Here is a 25434-nt window from a genome sequence, read left to right on the forward strand (position 1 = left end):
AAGCATGGGAATTCAGAGCGTTAAAACCTTGGGCTGGAAGGCCATCGTCGTGATGGTGTTCGCCAGTGTGCTGAGCGGGTGCGGGATTAATACCATTCCTACCTTGGATGAACAGGTTAAAGCGGCCTGGTCACAAGTACAGAATCAGTATCAGCGTCGATCTGATCTGATCCCCAATCTGGTCGAAACCGTCAAGGGTGCAGCCAAGCAAGAGCAGGCAACCTTGACCGCCGTTATTGAAGCACGGGCCAAAGCGACGTCGATTCAGGTCGACGCCAGTACGCTGGACAATCCGGAAAAACTAAAACAGTTCCAGGATGCCCAGAATCAGCTGACGGGAGCGTTGAGCCGTCTGATGGTGGTGTCGGAGCGTTACCCGGATTTGAAATCCAACCAGAACTTCCTGTCGTTGCAATCGCAACTGGAAGGCACGGAAAACCGCATCAGCGTGGCCCGACGCGACTTTATTCTGGCCGTTGAGCGCTATAACACCGAAATCCGTACCTTTCCGGGTCGGCTATGGCATGCGGTGATGTACAGCGACCTGCCGGTTCGTCAGACCTTCGAGGCCACTACCCCGGGCGCCGACAAAGCCCCTGAAGTGAAGTTCTAATGGCTTGTCTGTAGCCGCTGCCGCAGGCTGCGTTCGAGGGCGCAGCCGTCGTAAGTTGTCGAAGCGAGGTGTGCCTGAAAGGCCGCGATCGTTGATTTTACGATGGCTGCGCCATCGGACGTCGCCTTCGGCAACTGCTACGAAGTATGTGATTTATCTTCAACCTTCGAGGTGCTGATGCGCTTATCAAAAACGGGGTTTGGCCTGTTGCTCTGGTTCTGTCTGGCCACAGCGCAGGCGCTGACGTTTCCTGCACTCAGCGGTCGAGTGGTCGATGAGGGACAGATGCTTGATCCCGCCACGCGTCAGCAGGTGGCACAAGCCCTTGAGGCTCACGAAAAAGCCACGGGCGAGCAAGTGGTCGTGGTCACAGTCCCGGATCTGCAAGGCGTTCCCATTGAGGACTTTGGGTATCAATTGGGCCGTGCATGGGGCATCGGACAAAAGGATAAAAACAACGGTGCCTTACTGATCGTTGCCCGCGATGACCGCAAACTGCGTATAGAGGTTGGCTACGGTCTGGAAGACCGCCTCACCGACGCCCAATCTTCGGTCATCATCAATCAGGTCATCACCCCGGCCTTTAAAGCCGGTAACTTCAGCCAAGGCATCAGCGCCGGTACGGCGGCTATCCTCCAGGTGCTGGGCGGTGATCCCTTGCCGGTGGCGTACGCCAGCGAGCAAGGCGCTGGCAGTGATTTTGTGGGCGAACACCCCGGCATTGTCGTCCTGTTGTTTGTGTTGTTCGTCCTCGCCATGGCGGCGTGCCAGTTCTATGGCATCTGCACCTCGGGCGGCGGCGGAACCCGTGGAGGCGGCTTTGGCGGTGGTGGTTTCGGCGGCGGTGGAGGCGGAGGCTTTCGCGGTGGCGGCGGCAGTTTTGGCGGCGGCGGGGCTTCAGGCGGCTGGTAACTCACTTATTTAATGAGCATTGACCCTTATGGCTTTATTGACGCAACAGCAACAACAGCAGGTCGCGCAGGCGGTGACCCGCGCCGAGCAACGCACCGACGCAGAGATCGTCACGGTGCTGGCACCGCGGGCGGATGACTACAGCTATATCCCGTTGCTCTGGGCCAGCTTGATCGCCTTGCTGGTGCCAGCGGTGCTGCATGTTCTGAACAGTGGCATGGCCATTTATTCCTTGCTGATGGCTCAGTGGGCCACCTTTGTATTGCTCAGTCTTATCTTTCGTATTCCCGCGATTACCACTCGCTTGATCCCGCCTCGCGTACGGTATTGGCGAGCCAGCAACCTGGCCCGACGTCAGTTTCTTGAACAAAAGCTGCATCACACCGAAGGGCGAACGGGCGTGCTGATTTTTGTCAGCGAGGCCGAACGTTACGTCGAAATCCTGGTGGATGAAGGTATCTCTCGGCACTTGGATAACAGCGACTGGGGCACGATCGTCAGCGATTTCACACGCCGTGTTGCCCTTGGGCATACGGCTGAAGGCTTTATTACCTGCATCGATGCCTGCGCAGAATTGCTGGAAAAGCACGTACCCAGAACCCAGCCGCGCAACCAATTGCCCAATCGCCTGGTGCTCTTGTAAGCGTGGCCGTATGAAATAAGCCCGTGCTCCTGGCGGCTAACACGCCTAAAATAGCCGCCATTGTTTTTTGATATTCCCTCCTGCACCCCCCGAGGCACCTTTTTCAATGTCAGCGACTGCTACCACCGCCCCGTCTGCGCCGGATCACCGTGCGCAATTTTTGAGCCTGCTGGAGACCAGTCTGGCGCAAAACTCCTTTATCAAGCTGGTGCTGGCCAAGTACGTGGGCCCTGAGGCTGAGTTGCAGCGCATTATCATCAAGCAGGTGACGGTCAAGGATCAGCCTTGCCTGTCGTTTGTGTACCGCTACAAGACCCGTGACATCACCAAAAACTTTTCGCTTGAAGAGGCTGTGGCCAACATCGCCACGCTGTTGCCGGAATCGTTCAAGAATGCGCATTTACTGACCCTGACCGACGAAGTGCAGCTGGAGTACAGCAAAAAGGGCAAAAGCTCGCTGTTTAAAGGTAAAGGCCAGCAAGAGCGTGAGTTGCCGTCAGCGGAACACAACCGCGAGAAGAATCGCTTTCTTGACCTGACTCGGCCGTTTCTGGCGGACCTGGGTGTCACCAACAAGCAGCAAGAACTGATCCCGGCGATGTCGCGCAAGTGGAAACAGATCAACAAGTTTATCGAGGTGTTTTCCCACGCCCTGAGCAACTCGCCACTCAAACTCGATCAGCCGGTCAAGGTGGTGGATTTCGGTTCGGGCAAGGGCTATCTCACCTTCGCCATTCACGATTACCTGCGCCACAGCCTGCAAGCCGAAGGGTGGGTGACCGGTGTTGAGCTGCGTGAAGACATGGTGACCTTATGCAACAACGCCGCCCAGCGTCTGGAATACCCCGGTCTGACGTTCCAGCATGGCGATGTGCGCAGCTTCGCGCCGACGCCGATTGACGTGATGATCGCCCTGCATGCCTGCGACATTGCCACCGACTATGCCATTCATATGGGGATTCGTTCGGGAGCAGCCATCATCATGTGCTCGCCGTGCTGCCATAAGCAGATTCGTCTGCAAATTCAGAGCCCGGTGTTGCTCAAGCCAATGTTGCAGTACGGCCTGCACTTGGGTCAGCAGGCCGAAATGGTCACTGACAGCTTGCGTGCGTTGTACCTGGAAGCCTGTGGCTATGACACCAAAGTGTTCGAGTTCATCTCGCTGGAACACACCAACAAAAACAAAATGATTCTGGCGGTCAAGCGTGCCGAACCCCAGGACCCGACGCAGTTGCTGGAAAAGATTCAGGCGTTGAAGGCGTTCTACAGCATTCAGGAACATTGCCTCGAAACGCTGCTGCAAGCGGATGGTTTGCTCAAATAATCCTGTAAGTCGCGTCTGGCGGGTACGTAGTACCAGGCTATTACCCGTACGGGCGCACAGGGCGTACCTTGGCTACTCTTAATTCCCCAAGGTTCACCCCACAGGAGCACGCACAATGGCAGCGAAAAAAATCCTCATGCTGGTTGGCGATTACGTCGAAGACTACGAAGTGATGGTGCCGTTTCAGGCGCTGTCGATGGTGGGGCATCACGTGCATGCAGTGTGTCCGGGTAAAACGGCGGGTCAGACCGTGCGCACGGCTATTCACGACTTTGAAGGCGATCAGACCTACAGCGAAAAGCCGGGTCACCTGTTTGCCCTCAATTTTGATTTCGACAAGGTCAAGGCCAGTGCTTACGACGCACTGGTGGTGCCGGGTGGTCGTGCGCCGGAATACCTGCGGTTGAATGAGAAAGTCCTGGAGCTGGTGCGTGAGTTCAACAAAGTGGGTAAACCCATTGCCGCGGTCTGTCACGGTGCGCAGCTGTTGGCCGCGGCGGGGACGCTCGAAGGTCGCGAGTGCAGCGCTTACCCCGCGTGTGCACCTGAAGTGCGTCTGGCCGGTGGCACCTTTATTGATATCGACGTGACCAAGGCGCACGTGCAGGGCAACTTGGCGACAGCGCCTGCCTGGCCGGCGCACCCGGCGTGGTTGGCGGCTTTTCTGGTGCTGCTCGGCACCAAGATCGTTTTGTAACGAGAGGGCGTGACCATGTGCGAACTTTATGTCAAAGCCGATCCGATTCTTTACGAGTCGCGCTCACGGTCATTGCGTATTTGTGGCGTGGTCACCACGTTGCGTCTGGAAAACCAGTTTTGGGACATTCTCAGCGAGATTGCCGCAGTGGATGGCATGACCACCAATCAACTGGTGGCCAAGCTCTATGAAGAAGTGATGGATTACCGGGGTGAAGTGGTGAACTTTGCCTCGTTTCTGCGCGTGAGTTGCACCCGCTACCTCAGTCAGCGCCGGGGGCAGGTGCCCGCACTGAGCGTGGTTTCGCGTTCTGGCTGAAACGGGTGATCAGCCTTACCCTCACCCCAACCCTCTCCCGGAGGGAGAGGGGGCTGATAAGTGGCATTGCGCAGATCTACATTGCTCTTAGTCCCCTCTCCCGGAGGGAGAGGGGGCTGATGAGTGGCATTGCGCAGATCTGCATTTGCTCTTAGTCCCTTCTCCCGGAGGGAGAGGGGGCTGATGAGTGGCATTGCGCAGATCTGCATTTGCTCTTAATCCCCTCTCCCGGAGGGAGAGGGGGCTGATGGGTGGCATTGCGCAGATCTGCATTTGCTCTTAGTTCCCTCTCCCTCTGGGAGAGGGCTAGGGTGAGGGTGCTTCTAAAGGGTGCTTCTAAAAGAACCGCGTCACGCTGATCTTGGCATTGCGCCCTTGGCTGTAGGCGTTATCGCCACTGAGCATCGGCTGGTAACGCTTATTGAACAGGTTGTCCACGGTGAAGTTGACCTCCGTACCTTTCAGGTAACGCTGCTGCGGTGTCCAGTTGGCAAACAGGCCTTGCACGTTATAGCCGTCGTTGGCGAATTGGTCGTAGTAACTGTCACCCAGCGCACTTAGCGGATTGCTGCCGTACTTGTCGCTCGGCAGTCGGTCGGTCTTGCGAACAAATTCGCCTTTCCAGCCCACCTTCGCATCCCACGCCGGTATTTTAGTGCCCAGTACAGCAATCCATTTAGGCGCCGGAATGTCGCGCGCCCAGACATTGGGCCCCCATGGGTTGGTATAGGCCCCTTCGTGTTTGCCGGTCATCCATGCATAAGACAATGAGCCGAATACATACGTCGAGTCGTAAAAACTTTCGACTTCAAAACCCTTGATGGTGACGCTGCCAATGTTGCGGTAGTTCGGGATGTTGCCCGGGCCGCAGTCTTTGGACACGCTGCCTGTGGGCGTTTGAGCGGCACACCCTACGCCCGTGGCCTTGAAAATTTCATGGTCGACGGTGTTTTGAAACAACGTTGTACGGATCAGTGCGTGGTCGCTATCGCCAAAAATCTGATCAAAGTTGGTGATGTTGCCTGCACGCCAGCCGGTAATTTCTTCGGGCTTCAAGTCCATGCTGGTCGCTGTGCGGCTGCCCAGCGCCTGAACCTCGTATTGCTCATCAATGACCGGAGCACGCCAGGTTTTGCTGTAGTTGATAAACAACGCAGTTTTCGGCGTGATTGTCCAAAAAGCAGACAGGCGCGGCGACCAGCCGGTGTAGGTTTTATCGCTGTAATCGTGACCTAGTTCCGGATGGTTGTAATACGGCGCGTCGTTTTCCTCGCCACGATTGCGCACATGGTCGTAACGCAAGGACGGCGTCAGAGTGAAGTTGCCGAGCGTGATCGCGTCCTGGACGTAGAAACTGTTGGTATCGACTTTGCCCTTGGGCATGAAGTTGGGCTGGTAGTGGCCGTAGTTGTATTTTTCCACTTCGTAGGACTTGCCCGGCATCCACATGTCGACGTCACGCTTATGCTTGCGAAACTGCACGCCGGTGGTCACTGCATGGTCTAAAAAACCTGTGGGAAACAGACTGATGTTTTCGACTTGGAGCATGTCGTCGGTATAGCCGGTTTCCATCTTGCGGCCGCCCGTTGCGGGCTGGAAGAAAGCCTGTTCGCCGCGGGTGTCGGTTTGTTCGGTATTGGAGTGCGAGAACTTCACCTCAAGATCCACCAGCGGATTGTCGATCGGCTCGTATTTGTATTGAGTGGACCAGGTGGTATCGATGGTCGAACGGTTGGACAAGTAGCGCCGGGCTGCCACGTCATAGCCGTATTTGTCGATGTTGGCCTGGCTCGGCGGTGCGGGATAGCTGATCGCCGAAAAAGGCACCCACAGGTAGTTGTTCGAGCGTGAATACGACATGGCGACGCTGTGTTCATCGTTCAGGTGCACATTGAGCTTGAGCAGTTGTGCGTCAAGATCCTGAGCGGTGTTGGGCAAGCGCTTGGGGTTTATCGGGTAAGCGTTTTTCGGGTCGGGCATATGACCGGCCAGTTTCATGTCGTCGCCATCGCGTTTGGTGTAATACACCAGTGCGTCGGCGCGGCCATCGTCGGTGCGGCCATAGACGGCGCCACTGTAGACCTGTTGATGGTCGTTGCTGCTGTAGCCGTACTTGAGCATGGCGCCGGTATTTTTACCTTCTTGGAGCAAATCCGGAGCGTCTTTGGTTTCCATGTGCACGGCTCCGGCGAATCCGCCGTTGCCGGTGTGAATATCGTGCGGGCCTTTTTCGACTTCAAGGCGTTTGATCAGCTCAGGTTCGATAAAGATCGTGCCTTGCATATAACGTTCAAAACCGCTTTTGGTCGCACCGTCCACGGTCATCTGGACGTCTTCGGCTTCACCCATGCCCCAGATATTGATGGTCTGACCGCCGGGTTTAAGCGAGCCGCCCAAGTTGATACCCGGTAACGTGGCCAACAGGCTGGGAATGTTGTTGGACTGGTAACGGTTGATTTCGGTTTGTGTCATGGTCGATTTGCCGACGTTGCTGGAGTCGACTTCATTGCCATTACCCACCACGCTCAACGCGCTCAACTCCAGGCTGTTGCTGGTGGTAGTGCCTTCTTCCCGGGGTCGCACCACGTAGGTGCGGTCGACTTGAATCAAGCTGAAATCGGTGCCCTGGAGCAGTATCTGGATAGCGTCTTGGGGGCTGTAGGTGCCCCTCAGGGCGGGAGCTTGCACATTGCGCAACAGGTCTTCATCGAATAACAACTGGATATTGGCTTGCTGCGCCACGTCACTCAGGGAACTGGCCAGTGACTGCGTCGGCAGTTGCCACTGGATTGCGTCAGCCTGGGCTTGCACGCTGATAGCCATGCACACGGCGAGGAGCGTCGGGCGTGTGCATACGTGTGAGAAGTGATGTGGTGCGCGAAACATGAAGTCCCCCAGTGCGGCAACAAAGGCCAAAAAGACGTGCGCTAACAACGCAGACCAGAAGAAGACGCGGCACCGGGGAAAAACCACATATGCGAATGCAAAATATTCGCATATGTATTTTATCGAGGTTCTATGCGGATTTTGCCGCTGTCCAGCAGTACGGTTTTGACCGGAATCAGAGCGGGCAGCGCTTTGACCAATGCCAGCGGATCATTAACGTCAAGATTGCCCGAAACCTTGTACCGGCCCAGTGGGCCTTGGGCCAGTTGAATGACGCCGGGGCGGTACAGATCCAGTTCATCCACCAGGCTGGCGAGCTCGCGATTGCGAAAGGCCAGATGACCGCTGCGCCAGTTGGCGATTTCATTGGCACCGAGGGTGTGCTCTTGCAGCGTGCCTTGGGCGAAGTCATAGGTGGCACGTTGTTGTGCGCCGAGCAGCGTAGCGGTGTTGGGGGCGGGAGAAAATGCGACCTTCCCGTGGGCGACACTGACCACCAGTTGGCGTGCGCTGCGGCGTACGTCAAATCTCGTGCCCACGACTTTGATTCGGGCATCACCGGCATGCACCACCAGCGGCTGTTCTTTGTTGGCAGCGACTTCGAGATAGAGCTGGCCCTGATCGAGGTAAATATCGCGTTGCTGAGCGTTAAAGTCGATGCGTAGCCGAGTGTTGGCGTTGACGTTCAAGGTACTGCCATCGGGCAGGCTCAGGGTCTTGGCGCCTTGGCCCAAAGTGGCGACCTGCTGTTGATACAGGGCCTGCGCAGTGCCGAGGTTGACGGCAAACACCGCGCACACTAGCGCTGCGGCGGTCGCCAGCATAAAAGCAGCCGCACGCCGAACGGGTTTTTTTACAGTAAAGGTCTGCGGGGTGTGCAGTTCTTCACATTCGCCCAAATCAGCCCATAGCGTCTCAAATTCGTTGTACGCCTGAGCATGTGCCGGGTTTGTCTGCCAGGCCTTGAATTGTTCGCGGGTGTGTGCGCTGTGTTCGTTGCGATTACGGGCAAACCAGTGGGCCGCTTGCGCGTCGATGCTGTCGTTATCAATGGATTGAAAAGGGCTCATTCTGGCTGCTCCTTGCCGCTTTCGCGTTGGAGGTGTTGCTTGCAGTGCAACAAGGCGAAAGCAATGTGCTTTTCGACCATGCTGACGGAGATACCCATGCGTTTGGCAATCTGCGCCTGACTTAAACCTTCGAAACGGTGCAGCATAAGGGCTTCACGGCGTCGGGGCGAGAGCTGTGCCAACACCGCTTTGAGTTGTTCCAGGCGTTGCAGACGTTGCGCAGCGGCCATCGGATCATCCTTGTCGTCGCTCAACGGCTCGGGTTCACTCTCGATGTGCCCGTTGTGTACGGAGTGCCGCACCTGTTGGCGGCGCCAATGGTCGCGCAGCAGGTTGCGCGCCATCTGGAACAAAAACGCCCGTGGCTGCTCGACGTTGGCCCGGTCTTGGTAACCCAGCCACTGCGTGAACACATCCTGTGTCATGTCAGCGGCATCGCTGGCGTTATCGGTTCGCTTGCGCAAGAAGTGCAGAATCGGCGTATAGAGCTCGCGAAAGGATTCGGCCACCAGCGGGTCGGGTTTGAAGCGAGACATGAAGATCCTTGTGGACACTGCGATGCAAATAAGTCGCGAATGGTATCGAGAATTATTGCTGTTTGTCTCGCTTGATTGCGCATCACCTCTTGATGCAGGTCGTGTTTACACCTCTAACGGTACCGAATGCTGCGGATAACCCAGCGGGTGAGTTTTGGCGTTATAGAAACGTAATGTCAGATTTTTGTCCGCAAATAACGCCGTGTAGTGATTTTTCTGGAAGCGAATAAACGCTTCACTGCGCGGGTAAATAGAGATGCACACCGTTTTCAGCGGGGCTTGGCGCAGTGCGTCGATCAGGTGCTGATCCTGCTCGCCCAAACTGTGGCCAAAGATGCACAGGGCGTCTTTATGAGCCATCAGTTGCTCATGACAAAAGGACAGGTAGTCGCATTGGCGGATGGATTTGCGCTTGTCGTCGCTGCTGCTTTCGCTGATGAACAGTGGCACATCGTCCAGCGCACTGATTGAGTGATTGATCGCAAAGTTGCTCAGCAGCGTGGGTTGCGTACCGGTGAGCTTGCGGGCTTTACCTTCCTGATTTTTGACCAGATGCAGGGCGCCGTGCAGGTAGAGCACCCGGGTGGCCTTGCTTTTGGTCAGTGCGGTGTTTAGTTCGAAGGTGGCGGCGGTCGTATCAAACAGGTCGTTGAAATTTTTCGGTGCCTGCATCAGGGCCCAGGGGGTGAGCAGGTCGTAGTTGGAGCAATACACGGTGGAATAGCGCGCCAATGCTTCGTTCCAGCAGGTCAGCGTCTCTGGCTGCATCAAGCGCCAAGGGATGTGCACATCCTGCATGCTGTTGATCAGCGCTTCTTTAATGGCGTAGTAGCGCTTGCGCGGCGAGGCCGAGTTGATAGCCAGTGCTTTATTGACCTTGCTCGCGGTTTTAAGAGCGCTCAGCACCTGCTCGAAGTTTCGGGTACTCAAGGCCTCAAATACGCTGAGTTCGGTTTGGCTAAGGGGCTTCTCGGCAATACTTTTGGTTTTTTCAAACAGTGATTCGTAATAAAAGTCGTGCCATACGGCCATGCTTGCACCGTTACCCAGTAGCAGCCCGCTGCACGGCGTGCTGGCGCTCAGGGCATTCCAGTCTTCTAGTTGGGCGTCAAATTCCTGGAAAGGGGTCATCGCTAATAGGGTCTCAGGGCGTGGGCGGTGTAGGACTTTATCATGCTCATGTGTTGAGCCAGATCAACATTGGTGCATACAGATTGGGGGAAGCTGTGAGGACCGATTTAGCCAGTGACCCGCCAAGAGGACTCGCCATGACCAGCACTTTCTTTATTCCTGCCGTAAACATCATGGGTAACGGTTGCCTGAATGAAGCCATGACTGCTATCAGCAATTATGGGTTTCGCAAAGCCTTGATCGTGACTGACGCCGGGTTGGCCAAGGCGGGTGTTGCCATACTGATCGCTAAAAAGCTGGAAGAGCAGGACATAGACTCGGTAATTTTTGACGGAGCCAAGCCAAACCCGAGCATTGCAAACGTCGAAGCGGGTTTGAAGGTGCTCAAGCAGCATCAGTGTGACTTTATTGTGTCGCTGGGCGGTGGATCGCCCCATGACTGCGCCAAAGGGATTGCGCTGTGCGCCACCAATGGCGGGCATATTCGTGATTACGAAGGGGTTGATCGCTCGGCCAAGCCTCAGCTGCCGCTGGTTTCGATCAACACCACGGCCGGGACCGCCAGCGAGATGACGCGGTTTTGCATCATCACCGATGAGGAACGTCACGTAAAAATGGCCATTGTTGACCGCAATGTAACCCCGTTACTGTCGGTCAACGATCCTGAGCTGATGGTGGCGATGCCTAAAAGCCTGACAGCGGCGACGGGAATGGACGCTCTGACCCATGCCATCGAAGCGTATGTGTCGACGGCAGCCACAGCGATTACCGACGCCTGTGCAATCAAGGCGATGGAGTTGATCAGCCAGAATCTGCGCCAAGCGGTAAATGATGGCAAGGATTTAACCGCGCGGGAGAATATGGCTTACGCGCAGTTCCTCGCCGGGATGGCGTTTAACAATGCGTCGTTGGGTTTTGTGCATGCGATGGCGCACCAGTTGGGCGGTTTTTACGATTTGCCACACGGCGTGTGTAATGCAGTGCTGTTGCCCCATGTGCAAACGTTTAACGCCAGTGTTTGTGCGTCTCGCCTGACCGATGTGGCGCATGCCCTGGGTGCTGATGTGCGTGGTTTGAGCCCGGAAGAGGGCGCGCAGGCGGCCATCGCGGCGATCAGGACGTTGGCCAAGGATGTGGACATTCCTGCAGGTCTTCGGGATTTGGGCGCCAAAGTGGATGATATTCCGTTGCTGGCGACCAATGCGTTGAAGGATGCGTGTGGTTTTACCAATCCACGTAAGGCAGATCAGGGGCAGATTGAAGAGATTTTCCGGAATGCGTTTTGATTTGATAACGCTCCCTCACCCCAACCCTCTCCCAGAGGGAGAGGGAGCTGATTGGCGGTGTTGCGCGAATTTACTTCTGCCTTTAGTCGCTCTCCCTCTGGGAGAGAGCTGATCTGAGGTGTTGCGCACATCTGCTTTTGCTTTTAGTCCCCTCTCCCTCTGGGAGAGGGCTAGGGTGAGGGTGTTTTTGACAAGCAAAAAAAGGCCGGGCTATTAACCCGGCCTTTTCGTGTCTGACGAATCTGTGCTTACTGCACTTCTACCGCCAGGCTTTCGCTGATTTTCTTCTGCCAAATGGCCGGGCCGGTGATGTGTACCGACTCGCCCTTGCTGTCGACTGCCACGGTCACGGGCATGTCTTTAACGTCAAACTCGTAGATCGCTTCCATGCCCAATTCGGCAAAGGCCACCACGCGTGATTTCTTGATGGCCTGAGCCACCAGGTACGCTGCGCCGCCCACTGCCATCAAGTACACCGCTTTGTGTTCTTTAATAGCCTCAATGGCGGTAGGGCCACGCTCGGATTTGCCGATCATGCCCAACAAGCCGGTCTGATCGAGAATCTGGCGGGTGAACTTGTCCATCCGCGTGGCGGTAGTCGGGCCTGCCGGACCAACCACTTCGTCACGCACTGGATCAACCGGCCCTACGTAGTAGATAAAGCGGCCCTTAAGGTCCACCGGCAAGGTTTCACCCTTGTTCAGCATTTCAACCATGCGTTTGTGCGCAGCGTCACGACCGGTGAGCATTTTGCCGTTCAGCAGAACGGTTTCGCCCGGCTTCCAGCTCTGTACGTCTTCCGGGGTCAGGGTGTCGAGGTTAACGCGACGGGCTGACGGGCCAGCTTCCCAGACGATTTCCGGGTAAGCGTCCAACGGTGGTGCCTCGAGGGATGCCGGGCCGGAGCCGTCGAGTACGAAGTGGGCGTGACGGGTGGCCGCGCAGTTCGGGATCATGCACACCGGCAGGGATGCGGCGTGGGTCGGGTAATCCATGATTTTGACGTCAAGCACGGTGGTCAGACCGCCCAGGCCCTGAGCGCCGATACCCAGTTGGTTGACCTTCTCGAACAGCTCGATGCGCATCTCTTCGATACGGTTGGACGGGCCGCGCTTGATCAGGTCATGAATGTCGATGGACTCCATCAACACTTCCTTGGCCATCACCGCTGCTTTTTCCGCTGTGCCGCCAATGCCGATACCCAGCATGCCCGGTGGGCACCAGCCCGCGCCCATGGTCGGAACGGTTTTGAGCACCCAGTCAACGATCGAGTCGGACGGGTTGAGCATGGCCATTTTCGACTTGTTCTCGGAACCGCCACCCTTGGCGGCGACGTCCACTTCCACGGTGTTGCCCGGAACGATGGAATAGTGGATAACGGCCGGGGTGTTGTCCTTGGTGTTGCGGCGAGCGCCAGCCGGGTCGGCCAGAATCGATGCGCGCAGGACGTTTTCTGGCAGGTTATAAGCGCGACGCACGCCTTCATTGATCATGTCGTCCAGGCCCATGGTGGCGCCGTCCCAGCGCACGTCCATGCCCACACGCACAAACACGGTGACGATGCCGGTGTCCTGACAGATCGGGCGGTGGCCAGTGGCACACATGCGCGAGTTGATCAGGATTTGCGCCATCGAGTCACGGGCCGCTGGCGATTCTTCGCGCAGGTAGGCTTCGTGCATGGCCTGGATGAAGTCCACGGGGTGGTAGTAGGAAATGAATTGCAGGGCGTCAGCTACGCTCTGAATCAGGTCGTCTTGCTTGATCACGGTCATGGGTCGCGCTCCTTTATAAGACGGGAACATACAATCAATAAGGTGTTTGCGACCTGGTGCTTCGGTCTGTCGAAAACATCTTTGCTAGGCCTACCGGCACGCATGACCGGTACAAAAACGGCGCGGCAGTATAACCCGGCCTAGCCCGCGATACACCCGCCGGGTGTCAAACGAAGGTAGGGGGGTGGACCGGATCAACCGTAGCAGTTGCCGAAGGCTACGTTCGATGGCGAAGCCGTCGTAGAATCAGCCATCGCGGACTTTCATTCAGACCGCACTTTCAGTTCTTACGATCGCTGCGCAATCGAACGTAGCCTTCGGCAACTGCTACGAATCAGGAGGCCAGAGTGCCCGAGCTACACGTTGCCGACCAATGCTGGCCAGTTGCAAGCGGGAGCAATTTACTCGATGCCTTGAATCAAGCCGGTATAGCGGTGCCTTACAGTTGCCGCGCGGGCAGTTGTCATGCGTGTCTGGTGCGCTGTGTGCAAGGTGAGCCGGCAGACCTCAAACCTGAAGCGTTGAGCCGGGTGCAGCGTGAGCAAGGCTGGCGACTGGCTTGCCAATGCCAGGTGGTCGGCGATCTACAGGTCGAGGTGTTTGACCCTATGCGTGATGGCATGCCTGCCCAAGTGCAGGCCCTCGACTGGCTCAGCCCCAGTGTGCTGCGCTTGCGTCTGACGCCGCAACGGCCGTTGCGTTATCGCGCCGGGCAACATGTGGTGCTGTGGGCTGAAAGCCGCATTGCTCGACCTTATTCGCTGGCCAGCCTGCCGGAAGAGGATCGCTTTCTGGAGTTTCACCTCGATTGTGCTCATCCCGGTGAATTCGCCGATGCGGCCAGAGCATTCAAAGTGGGTGATGCGCTGCGTTTGGGCGAGTTGCGGGGCGGGGCCTTGCGCTACGATCCTGACTGGCAAGACCATCCCCTTTGGCTGCTGGCCTGCGGTACGGGGCTGGGGCCATTGTTTGGTGTATTGCGCGAGGCACTGCGACAGGATCATCAAGGCACGATCCGTGTGGTGCATGTGGCGCGCGATGAGCAGGAGCACTACCTGCAAAATGAATTGCTGTCTTTGGCGGGCATTCACCCCAACATCGAACTTGAGTTCCTGGAACGCCGGCAGTTGCCTGATTTTCTAGTCCGCATGCGTCTTGTCTCCCGTCGAACCCACGCTCTAGTCTGTGGGCATCCCGACGGTGTCGAGGCATTCGCCAAACAGTTATTTCTGGCCGGGCTGGGGCGCAATCAACTCTTGGCAGATGCTTTTCTGACACGCAGTTGAGCGCTGATTTTATAAGCGGTGAGGGCGGATATGAATCAGAACATTATTGTTGAACGCGAAGGTGCAGTGCTGACGTTACAGCTCAATCGCACGAACAAGAAAAACGCGCTGACCCGCGAGATGTACAGCGCGTTAGCGAAGGCGCTGGAGCAGGCCGATGCCGATGCCTCGGTGCATGCGGTGCTGTTGACGGGCTCCGCTGAGTGCTTCACCAGTGGCAACGATATTGGCGATTTTCTGCAGCAGCCGCCGGTGGACATGCAAAGCCCGGTGTTCTGTTTTATGCGCAGCCTGCTGGAATGTCGCAAGCCGGTTGTCGCGGCTGTCGCGGGTGCTGCTGTGGGTATCGGCACAACCTTATTGCTGCATTGCGACCTGGTGTATGTCAGCGCAGATGCACGTTTGCGCATGCCCTTCGTTCATTTGGGACTCAGCCCGGAGTTTGGTTCAAGTGTGTTGCTGGCGCAGGTGGTAGGGCCGGTGAGGGCGGCGCAGTTGCTGTTGCTGGGCGAAGGCTTCAGTGGAGGGCAGGCGGCCGAGTGGGGGCTGGCCAATGCGGCATTGCCCACGGGAAATGCCGCAATTGAAAAAGCCCGCGAAGCCGCGCACAGCCTGGCACGCTTGCCTGCGGCGGCGGTGCAGGACAGCAAACGTTTGATGAAAGCGCCTGTGCGTGAGCAATTGCGGCAAGTGATTGAAGATGAGAGCTGGTTGTTTATTCGGCGTTTGAACTCGCCAGAAGCGGTGGCGGCGTTGTCGGGGTTTGTGAACAAACAACCCTCACCCGGAGTAAGAGGGGGCTAATGGGCGGTGTGCCTAGCGCTCACTCGCAATCAGTGACCTTGGGTTCAAATGAAAAAAGCCCCGCTTGATCTCTCAAGCGAGGCTTTTGGTTACGGCCTGTTAAGACTTAAACCATTTTGTCGCCGACATGCAGAATCTTCATGCCGTTGGTGCCACCGATGGTGTGGTAGCTGTCGCCCTTGGTCAGGATGACCCAATCGCCTTTTTCAACGACGCCGCGCTTGAGCAGTTCGTCGATGGCGGCCTGGCTGACCTGTTCTGGCGGCAACGAAGCCGGGTCGAACGGCACGGTGTAAACACCCCGGAACATCGCTGCGCGGGCTTGGGTTTCACGGTGCGGGGAGAACGCGTAGATCGGCACGGAAGAGCGGATACGCGACATGATCAGTGGCGTATAACCACTTTCGGTCAGGGCGATGATCGCTTTGACACCCGGGAAGTGGTTGGCGGTGTACATGGCCGCCAGCGCAATGCTCTGGTCACAGCTTTCGAAGGTCTTGCCGATACGGTGGCTGGACGTTTTGCTGGTCGGGTGCTTTTCAGCGCCGACGCATATACGCGCCATGGCCTGCACCGCTTCCAGCGGATAAGCACCGGCAGCACTTTCAGCCGAAAGCATCACGGCGTCGGTGTAGTCGAGAACAGCGTTGGCAACATCGGACACTTCGGCACGGGTTGGCATCGGGTTCTGGATCATCGACTCCATCATCTGGGTCGCAACGATCACCGCTTTGTTGTGGCGACGTGCGTGCAAGATGATTTTTTTCTGGATGCCGACCAGTTCAGCGTCGCCGATTTCAACGCCCAGATCGCCACGGGCAACCATTACAGCGTCGCTTGCCTTGATCAGGCCGTCGAGGGTTTCGTCATCAGCGACCGCTTCGGCGCGTTCAATCTTCGCCACCAGCCAGGCGGTACCACCTGCTTCGTCACGCAGTTGGCGGGCGTATTCCATGTCCGCAGCGTCGCGTGGGAACGACACAGCCAGATAGTCGACCTGCATTTCTGCTGCCAGCTTGATGTCAGCCTTGTCTTTTTCAGTCAGGGCTGGTGCAGTCAGACCGCCGCCGCGACGGTTAATGCCTTTGTGGTCCGACAGTGGACCGCCGATCAGCACGGTGCAATGCAGCGCGTCGTCGGTGGCGGTATCAACGCGCATCACCACACGGCCGTCATCGAGCAGCAATTCGTCGCCGACGCCGCAATCTTTTACCAGGTCCGGGTAGTCGATACCGACCACTTGCTGGTTGCCTTCGGTCAACGGATGGCTGGTGGAGAAGGTGAATTGATCACCGACTTTCAGCTCGATCTTTTTGTTGGCGAATTTGGCGATACGAATTTTCGGGCCTTGCAGGTCACCCAGCAGGGCAACGAAGCGGCCATGTTTGGCGGCGATGTCGCGCACCAGCTTGGCACGGGCCTTGTGCTCATCGGGCGTGCCGTGGGAGAAGTTCAGACGGGCAACGTCCAGGCCAGCCAGAATCAGCTGCTCCAGCATTTCCGGTGAGTTGCTGGCAGGGCCAAGGGTGGCAACGATTTTAGTTCGACGAACAGACATGCAAAGACTCCTGAGTTCAAGCGCTGCCAAAGGCTACTATGGTCTTTGGCTGTAGTCATTGTTCCTCTGCACTACTTTAGGCTTAAGTTGTGGTGCATACGGTCTGTGGAAGTTGTGTCGCGTGCCTATTCAGGCGTCAAGAATTTGCCCGTGGGGTCGATAAAAGGGTTAGAACAGGAGATACCCATGCGCTTTTTACTCGTTTTGTTGGTCGCAGGCACTATGACCGGTTGCACCCGGTGGTCGATGAACCACCATCTCAACAGCGCTTATCGCGCGTATGACCAAGGCAACTGCGAAGCGGTTATGCTGGAACTGTCCGAAGTTGACCGCGAAAGCCGAAACCGTCCCTATATCTGGCCGCAAACGGCGATGATGCGCGGGCTATGTCTGGAACGTACGAAGTTTTATCTGGATGCTGGCCAGACCTATCAATGGATTATCACTGAGTTTCCGAAGAGCGAATGGGCCTACAGGGCCAAGGCGCGGATAGAGACGTTACGCATTCTCAAGTTCATTCCCGGCCCTGCAAACAATCAAGCCATTACGACCCTCCCTGGCACGATTTAAGAGTAGGGATATTGGTCTGGCCTATAGCCATCTATTGGCTATTATCAAAATGTTTACAGGTGTATACATAAAAGTGAGTCGCTGGATGTCTCTTATTTCTGTTATCGGGCATTTCACGCAGGTGCGGCCCTGCATCCATGCCTTTCTATAGTGATGTCACCATGATTATTGAACAGGGTATCCAGCGTCATCAATTGACGTTTTTTTTAAACGTGTTCAATCGAATTACGGATAAACCCTTAGGGTATTTGGGAGGGGTTTCACAAGGCGGCTTGATGCTGATCAGTCACCTGCCGATTCTGGTAGATGCCACGTTTGACCTTCGGCTCAAACTGCCTGGTCAGACCGTTGATCTGAAGGCGCGTAGCCTGTGGTCCCACGAGGATGTTACGCCGCATCACTATGATTCAGGTTTTGTGCTGTACGAGCCCCCTGATGAGTACCGGGTGCTGATTCATTCTTTACGCCAATATTTCAGTTTTCATCCGTGGCAGGCTCCTGCGTAAGCTCGGTGCATGGGGCTGGTCTTGATCGGGCTTGAACGCCTAGACTGAACAGGTCAACTGTTCAGGAACACCCCGTGACCTCAATATTTTGGTACGACTACGAAACCACCGGCATTAATCCGCGCTGCGATCGAGCTGTGCAAGTGGCAGGTATCCGTACCGATGCCGATCTTAATGAGATTGACCAGCCGCTTAACCTTTACTGCCAGCCCGCCGACGATATTCTTCCTCACCCCATGGCTTGCCTTATAACCGGCATTACCCCCGGGCGTCTGGAAGACCGCGGTCTGGGCGAAGCCGAATTCATGACCCGTACTCATGCGCAATTGGCGCAACCGGGTACGTGTGGCGCGGGGTATAACTCCTTGCGCTTTGATGATGAAGTCACGCGCTACAGCCTGTATCGAAATTTCTTTGACCCTTACGCGCGCGAATGGCAGGGCGGTAACACTCGCTGGGATTTGATAGATGTAGTGCGCGCCGCTTATGCCTTGCGACCTGAGGGGATTGTCTGGCCTGAGGAAGAGGGGCGGGTAACACTCAAGCTTGAGCGCCTCACAGCGGCCAATGGCATCGACCACGGTCAGGCCCACGATGCGCTATCCGACGTGCGGGCAACAATCGCCCTGGCGAGATTGATCCGTGACAAGCAGCCCAAGTTGTATGAGTGGTTATTCAAATTACGAACCAAACAACGCGTACTTGATCAAGTTCGTTTATTGCAACCCATGGTGCATATATCCGGCCGATTTTCAGCGGCCAGGCATTATTTGGGGGTGGTATTACCCTTGGCGTGGCATCCCAAAAATCGCAATGCGCTGATTGTGTGCGACCTGCACTTTGATCCGCAGCCTTTACTGGACATGGACGCCGGGGCTTTGCGCCAACTGCTTTATACGCGTCGTGAAGATTTACCGGCGGGTCAATTACCCATTGGGCTAAAGCTGATACACGTTAATCGCTGCCCAGTGGTAGCCCCAATGAATGTTTTGCGAGCACAGGATCAAGCGCGTTTGCAGTTGGACATGCCCGAGTATCAGGAGCGTGCCGCCCGTCTTATTGAGGCCGCACAAGTTTGGCAAGACAAGTTAACGGCTATTTATGCCAGCGAAGACTTCACCCCTAGTGAAGACCCTGAACAACAGTTGTATGACGGCTTTCTGGGTGAACGCGATCGTCAGTTATGCGAGCGTGTCAGGCTCAGTGACCCGGAGCAATTAGGTAAAGAAGCGTGGCCTTTTGATGATGCGCGTTTACCGGAATTATTATTCAGGTACCGCGCACGGAACTTTCCCCATACCTTGAGCGTGCAAGAGCAACAGCGTTGGCAACTATTCTGCCAGCAACGATTGTCAGACCCTGCCAAAGGTGCTCCGTTGACTCTGGAGGGCTTCATGATGGCTGCACAAGAACTGTCCCGTAGTGCTACACCTGCCCAGCTAAAGCTGCTGGATGAGTGGCAGCGTTATGCGCTGCGGCTGGGTCGTCGTATCGGGCTGATATCAGAAGAAGAGGTTGAGGGGTAAAACACGAGGCCATAAAAAACGCCAGCAAGCTGGCGTTTTTTGAGTAGCGTTGCGCGCAGAGTGCGCGCGGTATCACTTAGTCAAGCAGAGTTGCCCAACCTTCTACCACGTCGCCGCCCCACTTGGCTTTCCACTCTTTCAGCGTTTTGTGGTTGCCACCTTTGGTTTCAATCACTTCGCCGTTGTGCGGGTTTTTGTATTGTTTAACCTTGCGGGCACGTTTGGTGCCGGTGGTTTTAACAACACCGCGGGGTGCTTTGCTTACTTTGGATTCTGGATCCAGCAGGGCGATAATGTCGCGCAGCGATTTTTGGTATTCGCCCATCAGGGTGCGCAGTTTGCCTTCAAATTCCAGCTCGGTTTGAAGTTTGTCGTCTTCCGACAGGTTCTTCAGGCGGGCTTGCAATTCTTTGATAGCTTCTTCTGTTGCGCGGTATTCGTTGATCAAGGACATGAGGATAACCTTATGTTGAAAAGGGATTGCAGGGATACAGTGGGGGCAATAATAGTCAGGCTGTTACAACAAGTAAACCTGCGTGGGCAATTAATTTAAAAAATAAGTATTAATGTGAGTGATGTTCTATATCAGCGCTATTAAACAACGGGTGTTCGGGGAATGTTAAGAAAGATTAATAAATCATCCCTGTTCAGGTTAAAACTTCACGTTTCTGATCCTTGACTGATGAAGGCGCGTCTGCTCGTCATCGGGATGCAGGCAACGCCACCCTTAAGGATTACTGCAGTTTTGCTGCGCACTCGCTAGAATGGCGGCTTTAGTAAAGTTTCTGGAGTTTTTCCCTCATGCGCACTTTTCGGTTGGTGATCGCCTGCCCCGACGGCGTCGGTATTGTTGCCAAGGTCAGTAATTTCCTGGCTTCGCACAATGGCTGGATCACTGAAGCGAGCCACCATTCGGATGATCAAAGCGGTTGGTTCTTTATGCGTCACGAAATTCGTGCCGATTCTCTGCCCTTCGGCTTGCAAGCCTTCCGTGAAGCGTTTGCTCCGATAGCCGAAGAGTTTTCGATGCAGTGGCGCATCACCGATACAGCGCAAAAGAAACGCGTGGTATTGATGGCCAGCCGCGAATCCCATTGTTTGGCCGACTTGCTGCACCGTTGGCACAGCGATGAACTGGACTGCGATATTTCGTGTGTCATTTCTAACCATGATGACCTGCGCAGCATGGTCGAATGGCACGGTATCCCGTTCTATCACGTACCGGTTGATCCGAAAGACAAAGAGCCAGCATTTGCTGAAGTCTCGCGCCTGGTCAAGCATCATGACGCTGAAGTAGTGGTACTGGCGCGTTACATGCAAATCCTGCCACCAGAGCTGTGCCGCGAATACGCAGGGCAGGTCATTAATATTCACCATAGCTTCCTGCCGTCTTTTGTCGGTGCCAAGCCGTATCACCAGGCATCGCTGCGCGGCGTGAAACTCATTGGTGCAACCTGTCATTACGTAACTGAAGAGCTGGATGCGGGCCCGATCATCGAACAGGATGTGGTGCGTGTCAGCCACAGTGACAGCATTGAAGACATGGTCCGCTTTGGGCGTGACGTTGAGAAGATGGTGTTGGCCCGTGGCCTGCGCTACCACCTGGAAGACCGCGTTCTGGTACATGGCAACAAAACGGTCGTGTTCTGATGCCACTGCCTGTGGTCGCTGACGCGGTATGAGGGTGTGCCGGGCGGTGATGCTGCACTCAGGGCTGCGTTGCAGCCCATCGCAGCCTACGGCAGCGGCTACACAGGTGTTTGTGCAATGACTGATCCTCTGAGTAAAGCCACTTCAACTCCACCGCCAACGCTTGGGGAGGGCTGCTTGAGCCGTTACGACCCCCAAGCGTTAAGCCCGGAGGATGGCACCGACTTTGCGGATGCCCGCACCTTGTGGTTAACGCTCAATCCGCCATTGCCTGCTGAACCCGACACCCCCTCAGAGCCCTTCTCGGGTAAGTCCGGTGCTTAGCCAGGTACTTTTAGTCACGGGATTGCGCCCGTTGGCAATCAGCCGTTGCAGCGTCTCGAGCCAGTAGTGGCGGGAAAAGCGATGGCGCATATCGACGGGATGCAACCCCAGCCTTATCAGCGGGGCATCTTGCCAACGCTGCTCACGCACATCGCACACTACTTTTGACAGACCCCGCCGCCAAGCGCTGCCCGCACTCCAGACAAGACCTGGTGCTTTGACGGGCGAAAAGTCCGGCAAAAGATAGAGGTTTTGTGGGTCGCTGGTATAGCCCAAAGGGAGTTTGCGTAACGCCTGACGCGTGCCTTCACTCATCAGCCAGGCCGGGGCGACAAACCCCTGCACGGGCCACTGATACCGCTCAAACACCTCGAGGCCCTGCTGCAATCGGCTCAATGCCTGTGCTTCGGATAACGTATAAAACTCCCCCTCCCATGTATACACCCGGCGCATAAACCAATCGTAAGGCGTGCGCGGAGCAGGCTGGTCATCGGCATGAAAATACCCGTGCAACGCCAATTCATCGCCTTTTTTGACACGGTTGTCGAGCATCTGTCGAAATGCTTGGGCACCGTTCAGCGAGCCGCAATGGTGAAAATCGGGCACCACCAACCAAGTGATCGGGATCGACCCCAGAGCATCTACGGCCTCGACAAAGGGCTGATAATCGGGCCAGGTCTGCGGGGCCACGTCATGCAGCACGAGCGCAACAGACAGGTCAGACATGGGCAACCACGGGCTGCTCAGTGCCGAGCACGGCGTGGTAATGCATGAGCAAGTCCTGTACGACACGATCCCACGAATAATGCCGCTCGGCATGCAGGCGCGCCAGACGGCCGTGCTGCGCCGGGTTGTGGGTGAACAGTTCACGTACCGCGTCAGCCATCGCTTGCGGGTTGTTCGGCTGGCACAGAATACCTACTTCGTCATGTACCAGCTCGCTGAATGCTCCCGCGTCGACGGCGACCACAGGAATGCCACTGGCCATGGCTTCAAGCACCACCAAGCCAAAGGTTTCCTGATCACCGGCATGCACCAATGCATCTGCGCTGGCCATATAGCGCGCCACTTGAGCGCCTGGGCAAAAATGATCAATGACGGTCACGTTATCCGGCACCTGTGCTGGCATTTGCGAGCCGACCAGCAAGAGATGCCAGGCACTGCCAAGGTTACGCATGCATTCCAGCAGGACGGGCAGATTTTTCTCTCTGGAGCCACGCCCGGCAAAAATCAGCAGATGTGCGTCGGGGTCTATGCGTAGCTCGGCACGCAAGTCGGGATCCCGGTGTTGGGGGTTGAACGTCTGTAAATCGACGCCCAGTGCTTGCACGAACACATTGTCGACACCCAGCTCGATCAATTTGTTTGCCATGATCTGGCTCGGGGCTAGCACTCGATCAAAATTTCGGTACAAACGACTGACATACGCTTCTGCGTTAGGCGTCAGCCAGTTGCCCATGCGATTGCGTACCAGCAGCGGCAGATCGGAGTGATAGAACCCGATCACCGGGACGTCTAGCTGACGGCGCGCATCCAGCGCCGCCCATGCAGTGAGGTAGGGGTCGCCGACTTCGATCACGTCGGGTTTCAGGCCTTGCAGAATATTGCACCAAGGCGCCAAACGGATCGGGAAGCGAAAGCCGTTGCCAAAGGGCAGAACGGGGGAGGGAACCTGATAAATACCATCTTGAACGGAGCGGTCGCTGCCCGGTATCAACAGGCTGTGCCGGATCCCTGGCAAGCGGCTCAGGCGTCGGTGTTTGGCATCCAGGTAAGTGCGCACGCCGCCGCTGGCGGGTGCGTAAAACATCGTGATGTCAGCAATATGCACGGCCTTGAATCCTTTGAATATCCAGCGTCTTGAGGGGGTGCCCTTATTGGATGATAGATGTTCGCAAATTTTTGGCTGGTCAAAATGCTGCTTGACTGCTCATGGTGCAGTCAAGCGGTGTGCTGCAAGGCGTGATCAGATGCGGAAACTGCCCACCAGTTGCTTGAGGCGCGCGGCTTGCTGTTCCAGATCTGTGCAGGCCCTGAGGGTGGACTGAAGATTTTCAACGCCTTCCTGATTCAGCGTGTTGATTTCAGTAATGTCCATATTGATCGACTCAACCACGGACGTCTGTTCTTCGGTGGCGGTCGCCACAGATTGATTCATACCATCAATCTCGCCAATGCGCTGGGTCACGCTGACCAGACGTTCGCCCGCGCTATTGGCGATCACTACACTGTCTTGGCTGTGGCGCTGACTTTGTTCCATGGTGCTGACCGACTCGCGCGCGCTGACCTGCAACTCCTCAATCATGCTTTGCACTTGCTGGGCCGACTCCTGAGTGCGGTGCGCAAGGTTGCGCACTTCGTCTGCGACCACGGCAAAGCCACGCCCGGCTTCGCCGGCACGGGCTGCTTCAATGGCCGCATTGAGCGCCAACAGGTTGGTTTGTTGAGAAATGCTGGTGATCACCTCAAGGATTTGCCCGATGTTGACCGTTTTGGCATTCAACGACTCGATATGGCTGCTGGAAGTGGCGAGCAATTGCGACAGTTGCTGCATCGATCCGATGCTGCGTTCAACCACCTGCTGGCCCTCTTCAGCCAGGCTGCGCGCATCGCTGGCTTGATGTGACGCCTGGGCTGCATTACGGGCAATTTCCTGTGCCGCCGCACCCAGCTCATTGATAGCGGCGGCCACGCTGTTGGTGCGGCTGGCTTGCTCATCAGAGTTGAGCATCGACGAGTTAGAGGCGCTGACCACGCGCAGGGCCACTTCATTGACCTGCTGCGTTGCCGACGACACTTGGCTCATGGAGGTGTGAATGCGTTCTACAAACCGATTGAACGCATTCCCCAGCGTGCCGAATTCGTCATTGGACTCAATGCTCAGGCGGCGGGTCAGACCACCTTCGCCCTCGGCTATGTTTTGCATGGCGCGGGTCATTACATGCAGCGGTTGCATCAGCAGGCGTATCAGCATACCAAGCAGGGCAATGATCGAAATCACGGCAATGGCAGTCGCAATGATCGCTGAAGTGCGGAACGTACTCAGTGCTGCAAACGCCTGATCCTTATCAATCGACAGACCAATGTACCAATTAACCGTGCCCAGCCCTTTGATCGGCGCAAAGGTCACGATCCGCGGGTTGCCTTTCAACTCGGTCTCACTGATCTGGGTGCTGATCGGCGGGGTGTTATGCGGGTAGATGTCGGTCAGGTTTTGAGTGATCAGGGATGTGTCCGGGTGAGCCAGGATTTTTCCGTCGCCATTGATCAAGAAGGCGTAGCCCATGCCGTTGAAGTTCAGGGCGTTGATCGTATCGCTGATGGTTTGCAGGTTCAGGTCAGCGCCCGCCACACCTAGGGTTTGGCCGGCTTTTTTCACCGCAGCCCCGATTGAAATAATCATCTGCCCGGTGACAACGTCTATAAAGGGTTCGGTCAGGCTCGCCGTATTGCTGTTCAGTGCACCTGTGTACCAAAGCCGGGTGCGTGGGTCGAAGCCCTCCGGCATCTTGCTGTCAGGGCGCATGGTAAAGCCGCCTTGATCGTCGCCATAGTAAACGGCCATAAAGGTGCTGCTCAGCGCCTTTTGCTCAAGCAGGCTGGCCAATTGGGCGGGGTCAGGGTTGATGGCTATCGACTCGGCAAGGTTTTCAACCAGCAGGGTGCGTCCGCTTAGCCATGTCTGAATATTATTGGCCGTCACGCTGCCCATTTCATGCAGATAACTGTTGAGGTTGTTGCTGATGGCGTTGCGCTGCAGATAGTCGTTGTACACCGTGAAGAGCGAGAACGCGGCGATCACGATCAGGGACGCGGCAAGCAAAATCTTGTGGCTGAAACGAAGGTTTTTATTCATGGCTTGAAGAGTCCGCAAAGAAAAATGTAATGCCAACACCCTGGAAAAAAGCGCACTGTCTGAACCGCCGCCAAAATCGGAAGCGAGATTTATCGGTGGCGAGTTTATCCGTACAAAATCCGTTTTTTTCTGGTCTAGCATTAACGTTATATCGACGCTGGATCGC

Annotated in this window: 24 protein-coding genes and 1 pseudogene; 14 read left to right on the forward strand and 11 right to left on the reverse strand. The window is 56.1% G+C overall.

Annotated features, from left to right (window positions below; genetic code table 11):
• The first annotated feature begins 52 nt into the window (after positions 1–52).
• From ACI7MX_RS13150 to ACI7MX_RS13175, 6 genes are all read left to right on the forward strand, one after another.
• Complete coding sequence (locus ACI7MX_RS13150) at positions 53–613, forward strand: LemA family protein (protein WP_405591912.1); 561 nt, start codon at positions 53–55, stop codon at positions 611–613.
• Positions 614–790: 177 nt separating this feature from the next.
• Positions 791–1525 (forward strand): TPM domain-containing protein, encoded by a 735-nt coding sequence (locus ACI7MX_RS13155; protein ID WP_314488885.1) that lies wholly within the window; start codon positions 791–793, stop codon positions 1523–1525.
• 28 nt (positions 1526–1553) lie between these two features.
• Positions 1554–2168: a TPM domain-containing protein gene (locus tag ACI7MX_RS13160; protein ID WP_405589185.1), complete on the forward strand. Its 615-nt coding sequence runs from the start codon at positions 1554–1556 to the stop codon at positions 2166–2168.
• 106 nt (positions 2169–2274) lie between these two features.
• The gene (locus tag ACI7MX_RS13165) at positions 2275–3492 is read left to right on the forward strand and encodes a class I SAM-dependent methyltransferase (RefSeq protein WP_405589182.1); all 1218 of its coding nucleotides are present in this window, start codon (positions 2275–2277) and stop codon (positions 3490–3492) included.
• A gap of 115 nt (positions 3493–3607) precedes the next feature.
• Entirely contained in the window at positions 3608–4189 is a 582-nt protein-coding gene (locus ACI7MX_RS13170; protein ID WP_122783081.1) for a DJ-1/PfpI family protein, read from the forward strand.
• Between the two features lie 15 nt (positions 4190–4204).
• Positions 4205–4507 carry a ribbon-helix-helix domain-containing protein gene (locus ACI7MX_RS13175; RefSeq protein WP_314488896.1) on the forward strand — a complete coding sequence of 101 codons (303 nt, stop codon included), beginning with the start codon at positions 4205–4207 and terminating at the stop codon, positions 4505–4507.
• A gap of 336 nt (positions 4508–4843) precedes the next feature.
• On the opposite strand, the gene ACI7MX_RS13180 is transcribed toward ACI7MX_RS13175, so the two are convergent.
• The 4 genes from ACI7MX_RS13180 to ACI7MX_RS13195 form a co-directional block, all read right to left on the reverse strand.
• The gene (locus ACI7MX_RS13180; protein WP_405589178.1) at positions 4844–7393 is read right to left on the reverse strand and encodes a TonB-dependent hemoglobin/transferrin/lactoferrin family receptor; all 2550 of its coding nucleotides are present in this window, start codon (positions 7391–7393) and stop codon (positions 4844–4846) included.
• A 119-nt stretch (positions 7394–7512) separates the two neighbouring features.
• Positions 7513–8463 (reverse strand): FecR family protein, encoded by a 951-nt coding sequence (locus tag ACI7MX_RS13185; RefSeq protein WP_405589175.1) that lies wholly within the window; start codon positions 8461–8463, stop codon positions 7513–7515.
• A complete protein-coding gene (locus ACI7MX_RS13190) occupies positions 8460–8999 on the reverse strand; it encodes an RNA polymerase sigma factor (protein WP_405589172.1) in 540 nt (179 codons plus the stop codon). The genes ACI7MX_RS13185 and ACI7MX_RS13190 overlap by 4 nt, the downstream gene beginning before the upstream one ends.
• A 105-nt stretch (positions 9000–9104) precedes the next feature.
• A complete protein-coding gene (locus ACI7MX_RS13195) occupies positions 9105–10130 on the reverse strand; it encodes a DUF4917 family protein (RefSeq protein WP_405589169.1) in 1026 nt (341 codons plus the stop codon).
• Between the two features lie 137 nt (positions 10131–10267).
• On the opposite strand from ACI7MX_RS13195, the gene yiaY reads away from it, so the two are divergent.
• A complete protein-coding gene (gene yiaY, locus ACI7MX_RS13200) occupies positions 10268–11416 on the forward strand; it encodes an L-threonine dehydrogenase (RefSeq protein ID WP_405589167.1) in 1149 nt (382 codons plus the stop codon).
• Between the two features lie 248 nt (positions 11417–11664).
• Here yiaY and ACI7MX_RS13205 read toward each other — a convergent pair whose 3' ends face one another.
• Positions 11665–13188 carry a fumarate hydratase gene (locus ACI7MX_RS13205; RefSeq protein WP_122783088.1) on the reverse strand — a complete coding sequence of 508 codons (1524 nt, stop codon included), beginning with the start codon at positions 13186–13188 and terminating at the stop codon, positions 11665–11667.
• A gap of 347 nt (positions 13189–13535) precedes the next feature.
• Here ACI7MX_RS13205 and ACI7MX_RS13210 point away from each other — a divergent pair, with 347 nt between their 5' ends.
• The gene (locus ACI7MX_RS13210; RefSeq protein WP_405589163.1) at positions 13536–14474 is read left to right on the forward strand and encodes an iron-sulfur-binding ferredoxin reductase; all 939 of its coding nucleotides are present in this window, start codon (positions 13536–13538) and stop codon (positions 14472–14474) included.
• A 30-nt stretch (positions 14475–14504) separates the two neighbouring features.
• Complete coding sequence (locus ACI7MX_RS13215) at positions 14505–15278, forward strand: enoyl-CoA hydratase-related protein (protein ID WP_405589160.1); 774 nt, start codon at positions 14505–14507, stop codon at positions 15276–15278.
• Positions 15279–15384: 106 nt separating this feature from the next.
• Here the strand turns inward: ACI7MX_RS13215 and pyk are convergent, their stop codons facing one another.
• The gene (gene pyk / locus ACI7MX_RS13220; RefSeq protein WP_122783091.1) at positions 15385–16836 is read right to left on the reverse strand and encodes a pyruvate kinase; all 1452 of its coding nucleotides are present in this window, start codon (positions 16834–16836) and stop codon (positions 15385–15387) included.
• A gap of 186 nt (positions 16837–17022) precedes the next feature.
• Here pyk and ACI7MX_RS13225 point away from each other — a divergent pair, with 186 nt between their 5' ends.
• The 3 genes from ACI7MX_RS13225 to sbcB all read left to right on the forward strand — a co-directional run bounded on the left by ACI7MX_RS13225 (position 17023) and on the right by sbcB (position 19438).
• Positions 17023–17406 carry a tetratricopeptide repeat protein gene (locus ACI7MX_RS13225; RefSeq protein ID WP_314488652.1) on the forward strand — a complete coding sequence of 128 codons (384 nt, stop codon included), beginning with the start codon at positions 17023–17025 and terminating at the stop codon, positions 17404–17406.
• Positions 17407–17567: 161 nt separating this feature from the next.
• On the forward strand, positions 17568–17912 hold the full coding sequence (locus ACI7MX_RS13230) for a PilZ domain-containing protein (protein WP_405589157.1): 345 nt from the start codon (positions 17568–17570) through the stop codon (positions 17910–17912).
• A 74-nt stretch (positions 17913–17986) separates the two neighbouring features.
• Positions 17987–19438: an exodeoxyribonuclease I gene (sbcB, locus tag ACI7MX_RS13235; protein WP_405589154.1), complete on the forward strand. Its 1452-nt coding sequence runs from the start codon at positions 17987–17989 to the stop codon at positions 19436–19438.
• Between the two features lie 76 nt (positions 19439–19514).
• On the opposite strand, the gene mvaT is transcribed toward sbcB, so the two are convergent.
• A complete protein-coding gene (gene mvaT / locus ACI7MX_RS13240; protein ID WP_048363549.1) occupies positions 19515–19892 on the reverse strand; it encodes a histone-like nucleoid-structuring protein MvaT in 378 nt (125 codons plus the stop codon).
• A 347-nt stretch (positions 19893–20239) separates the two neighbouring features.
• Between mvaT and purU the strand changes: the two genes are divergently transcribed.
• Positions 20240–21088 (forward strand): formyltetrahydrofolate deformylase, encoded by an 849-nt coding sequence (gene purU, locus ACI7MX_RS13245; RefSeq protein ID WP_122783095.1) that lies wholly within the window; start codon positions 20240–20242, stop codon positions 21086–21088.
• 117 nt (positions 21089–21205) lie between these two features.
• Positions 21206–21412 carry a hypothetical protein gene (locus ACI7MX_RS13250; protein WP_314488666.1) on the forward strand — a complete coding sequence of 69 codons (207 nt, stop codon included), beginning with the start codon at positions 21206–21208 and terminating at the stop codon, positions 21410–21412.
• Here ACI7MX_RS13250 and ACI7MX_RS13255 read toward each other — a convergent pair.
• The 4 genes and pseudogenes from ACI7MX_RS13255 to ACI7MX_RS13270 all read right to left on the reverse strand — a co-directional run.
• Complete coding sequence (locus tag ACI7MX_RS13255; protein WP_314488669.1) at positions 21380–22138, reverse strand: polysaccharide deacetylase family protein; 759 nt, start codon at positions 22136–22138, stop codon at positions 21380–21382. The two genes, ACI7MX_RS13250 and ACI7MX_RS13255, sit on opposite strands and share 33 nt — an antisense overlap.
• Positions 22131–23243 carry a glycosyltransferase family 4 protein gene (locus ACI7MX_RS13260; RefSeq protein WP_405589149.1) on the reverse strand — a complete coding sequence of 371 codons (1113 nt, stop codon included), beginning with the start codon at positions 23241–23243 and terminating at the stop codon, positions 22131–22133. Before ACI7MX_RS13260 ends, ACI7MX_RS13255 begins: the two co-directional genes overlap by 8 nt.
• Positions 23244–23378: 135 nt before the next feature.
• A complete protein-coding gene (locus ACI7MX_RS13265) occupies positions 23379–24218 on the reverse strand; it encodes a methyl-accepting chemotaxis protein (RefSeq protein ID WP_405596003.1) in 840 nt (279 codons plus the stop codon).
• Between the two features lie 18 nt (positions 24219–24236).
• Positions 24237–25409: pseudogene (locus tag ACI7MX_RS13270) on the reverse strand (cache domain-containing protein); the annotation flags it as partial.
• Positions 25410–25434 lie beyond the last annotated feature (25 nt).

Source organism: Pseudomonas sp. 2024-210 (genome assembly GCF_045062345.1).
Taxonomy (GTDB): domain Bacteria; phylum Pseudomonadota; class Gammaproteobacteria; order Pseudomonadales; family Pseudomonadaceae; genus Aquipseudomonas.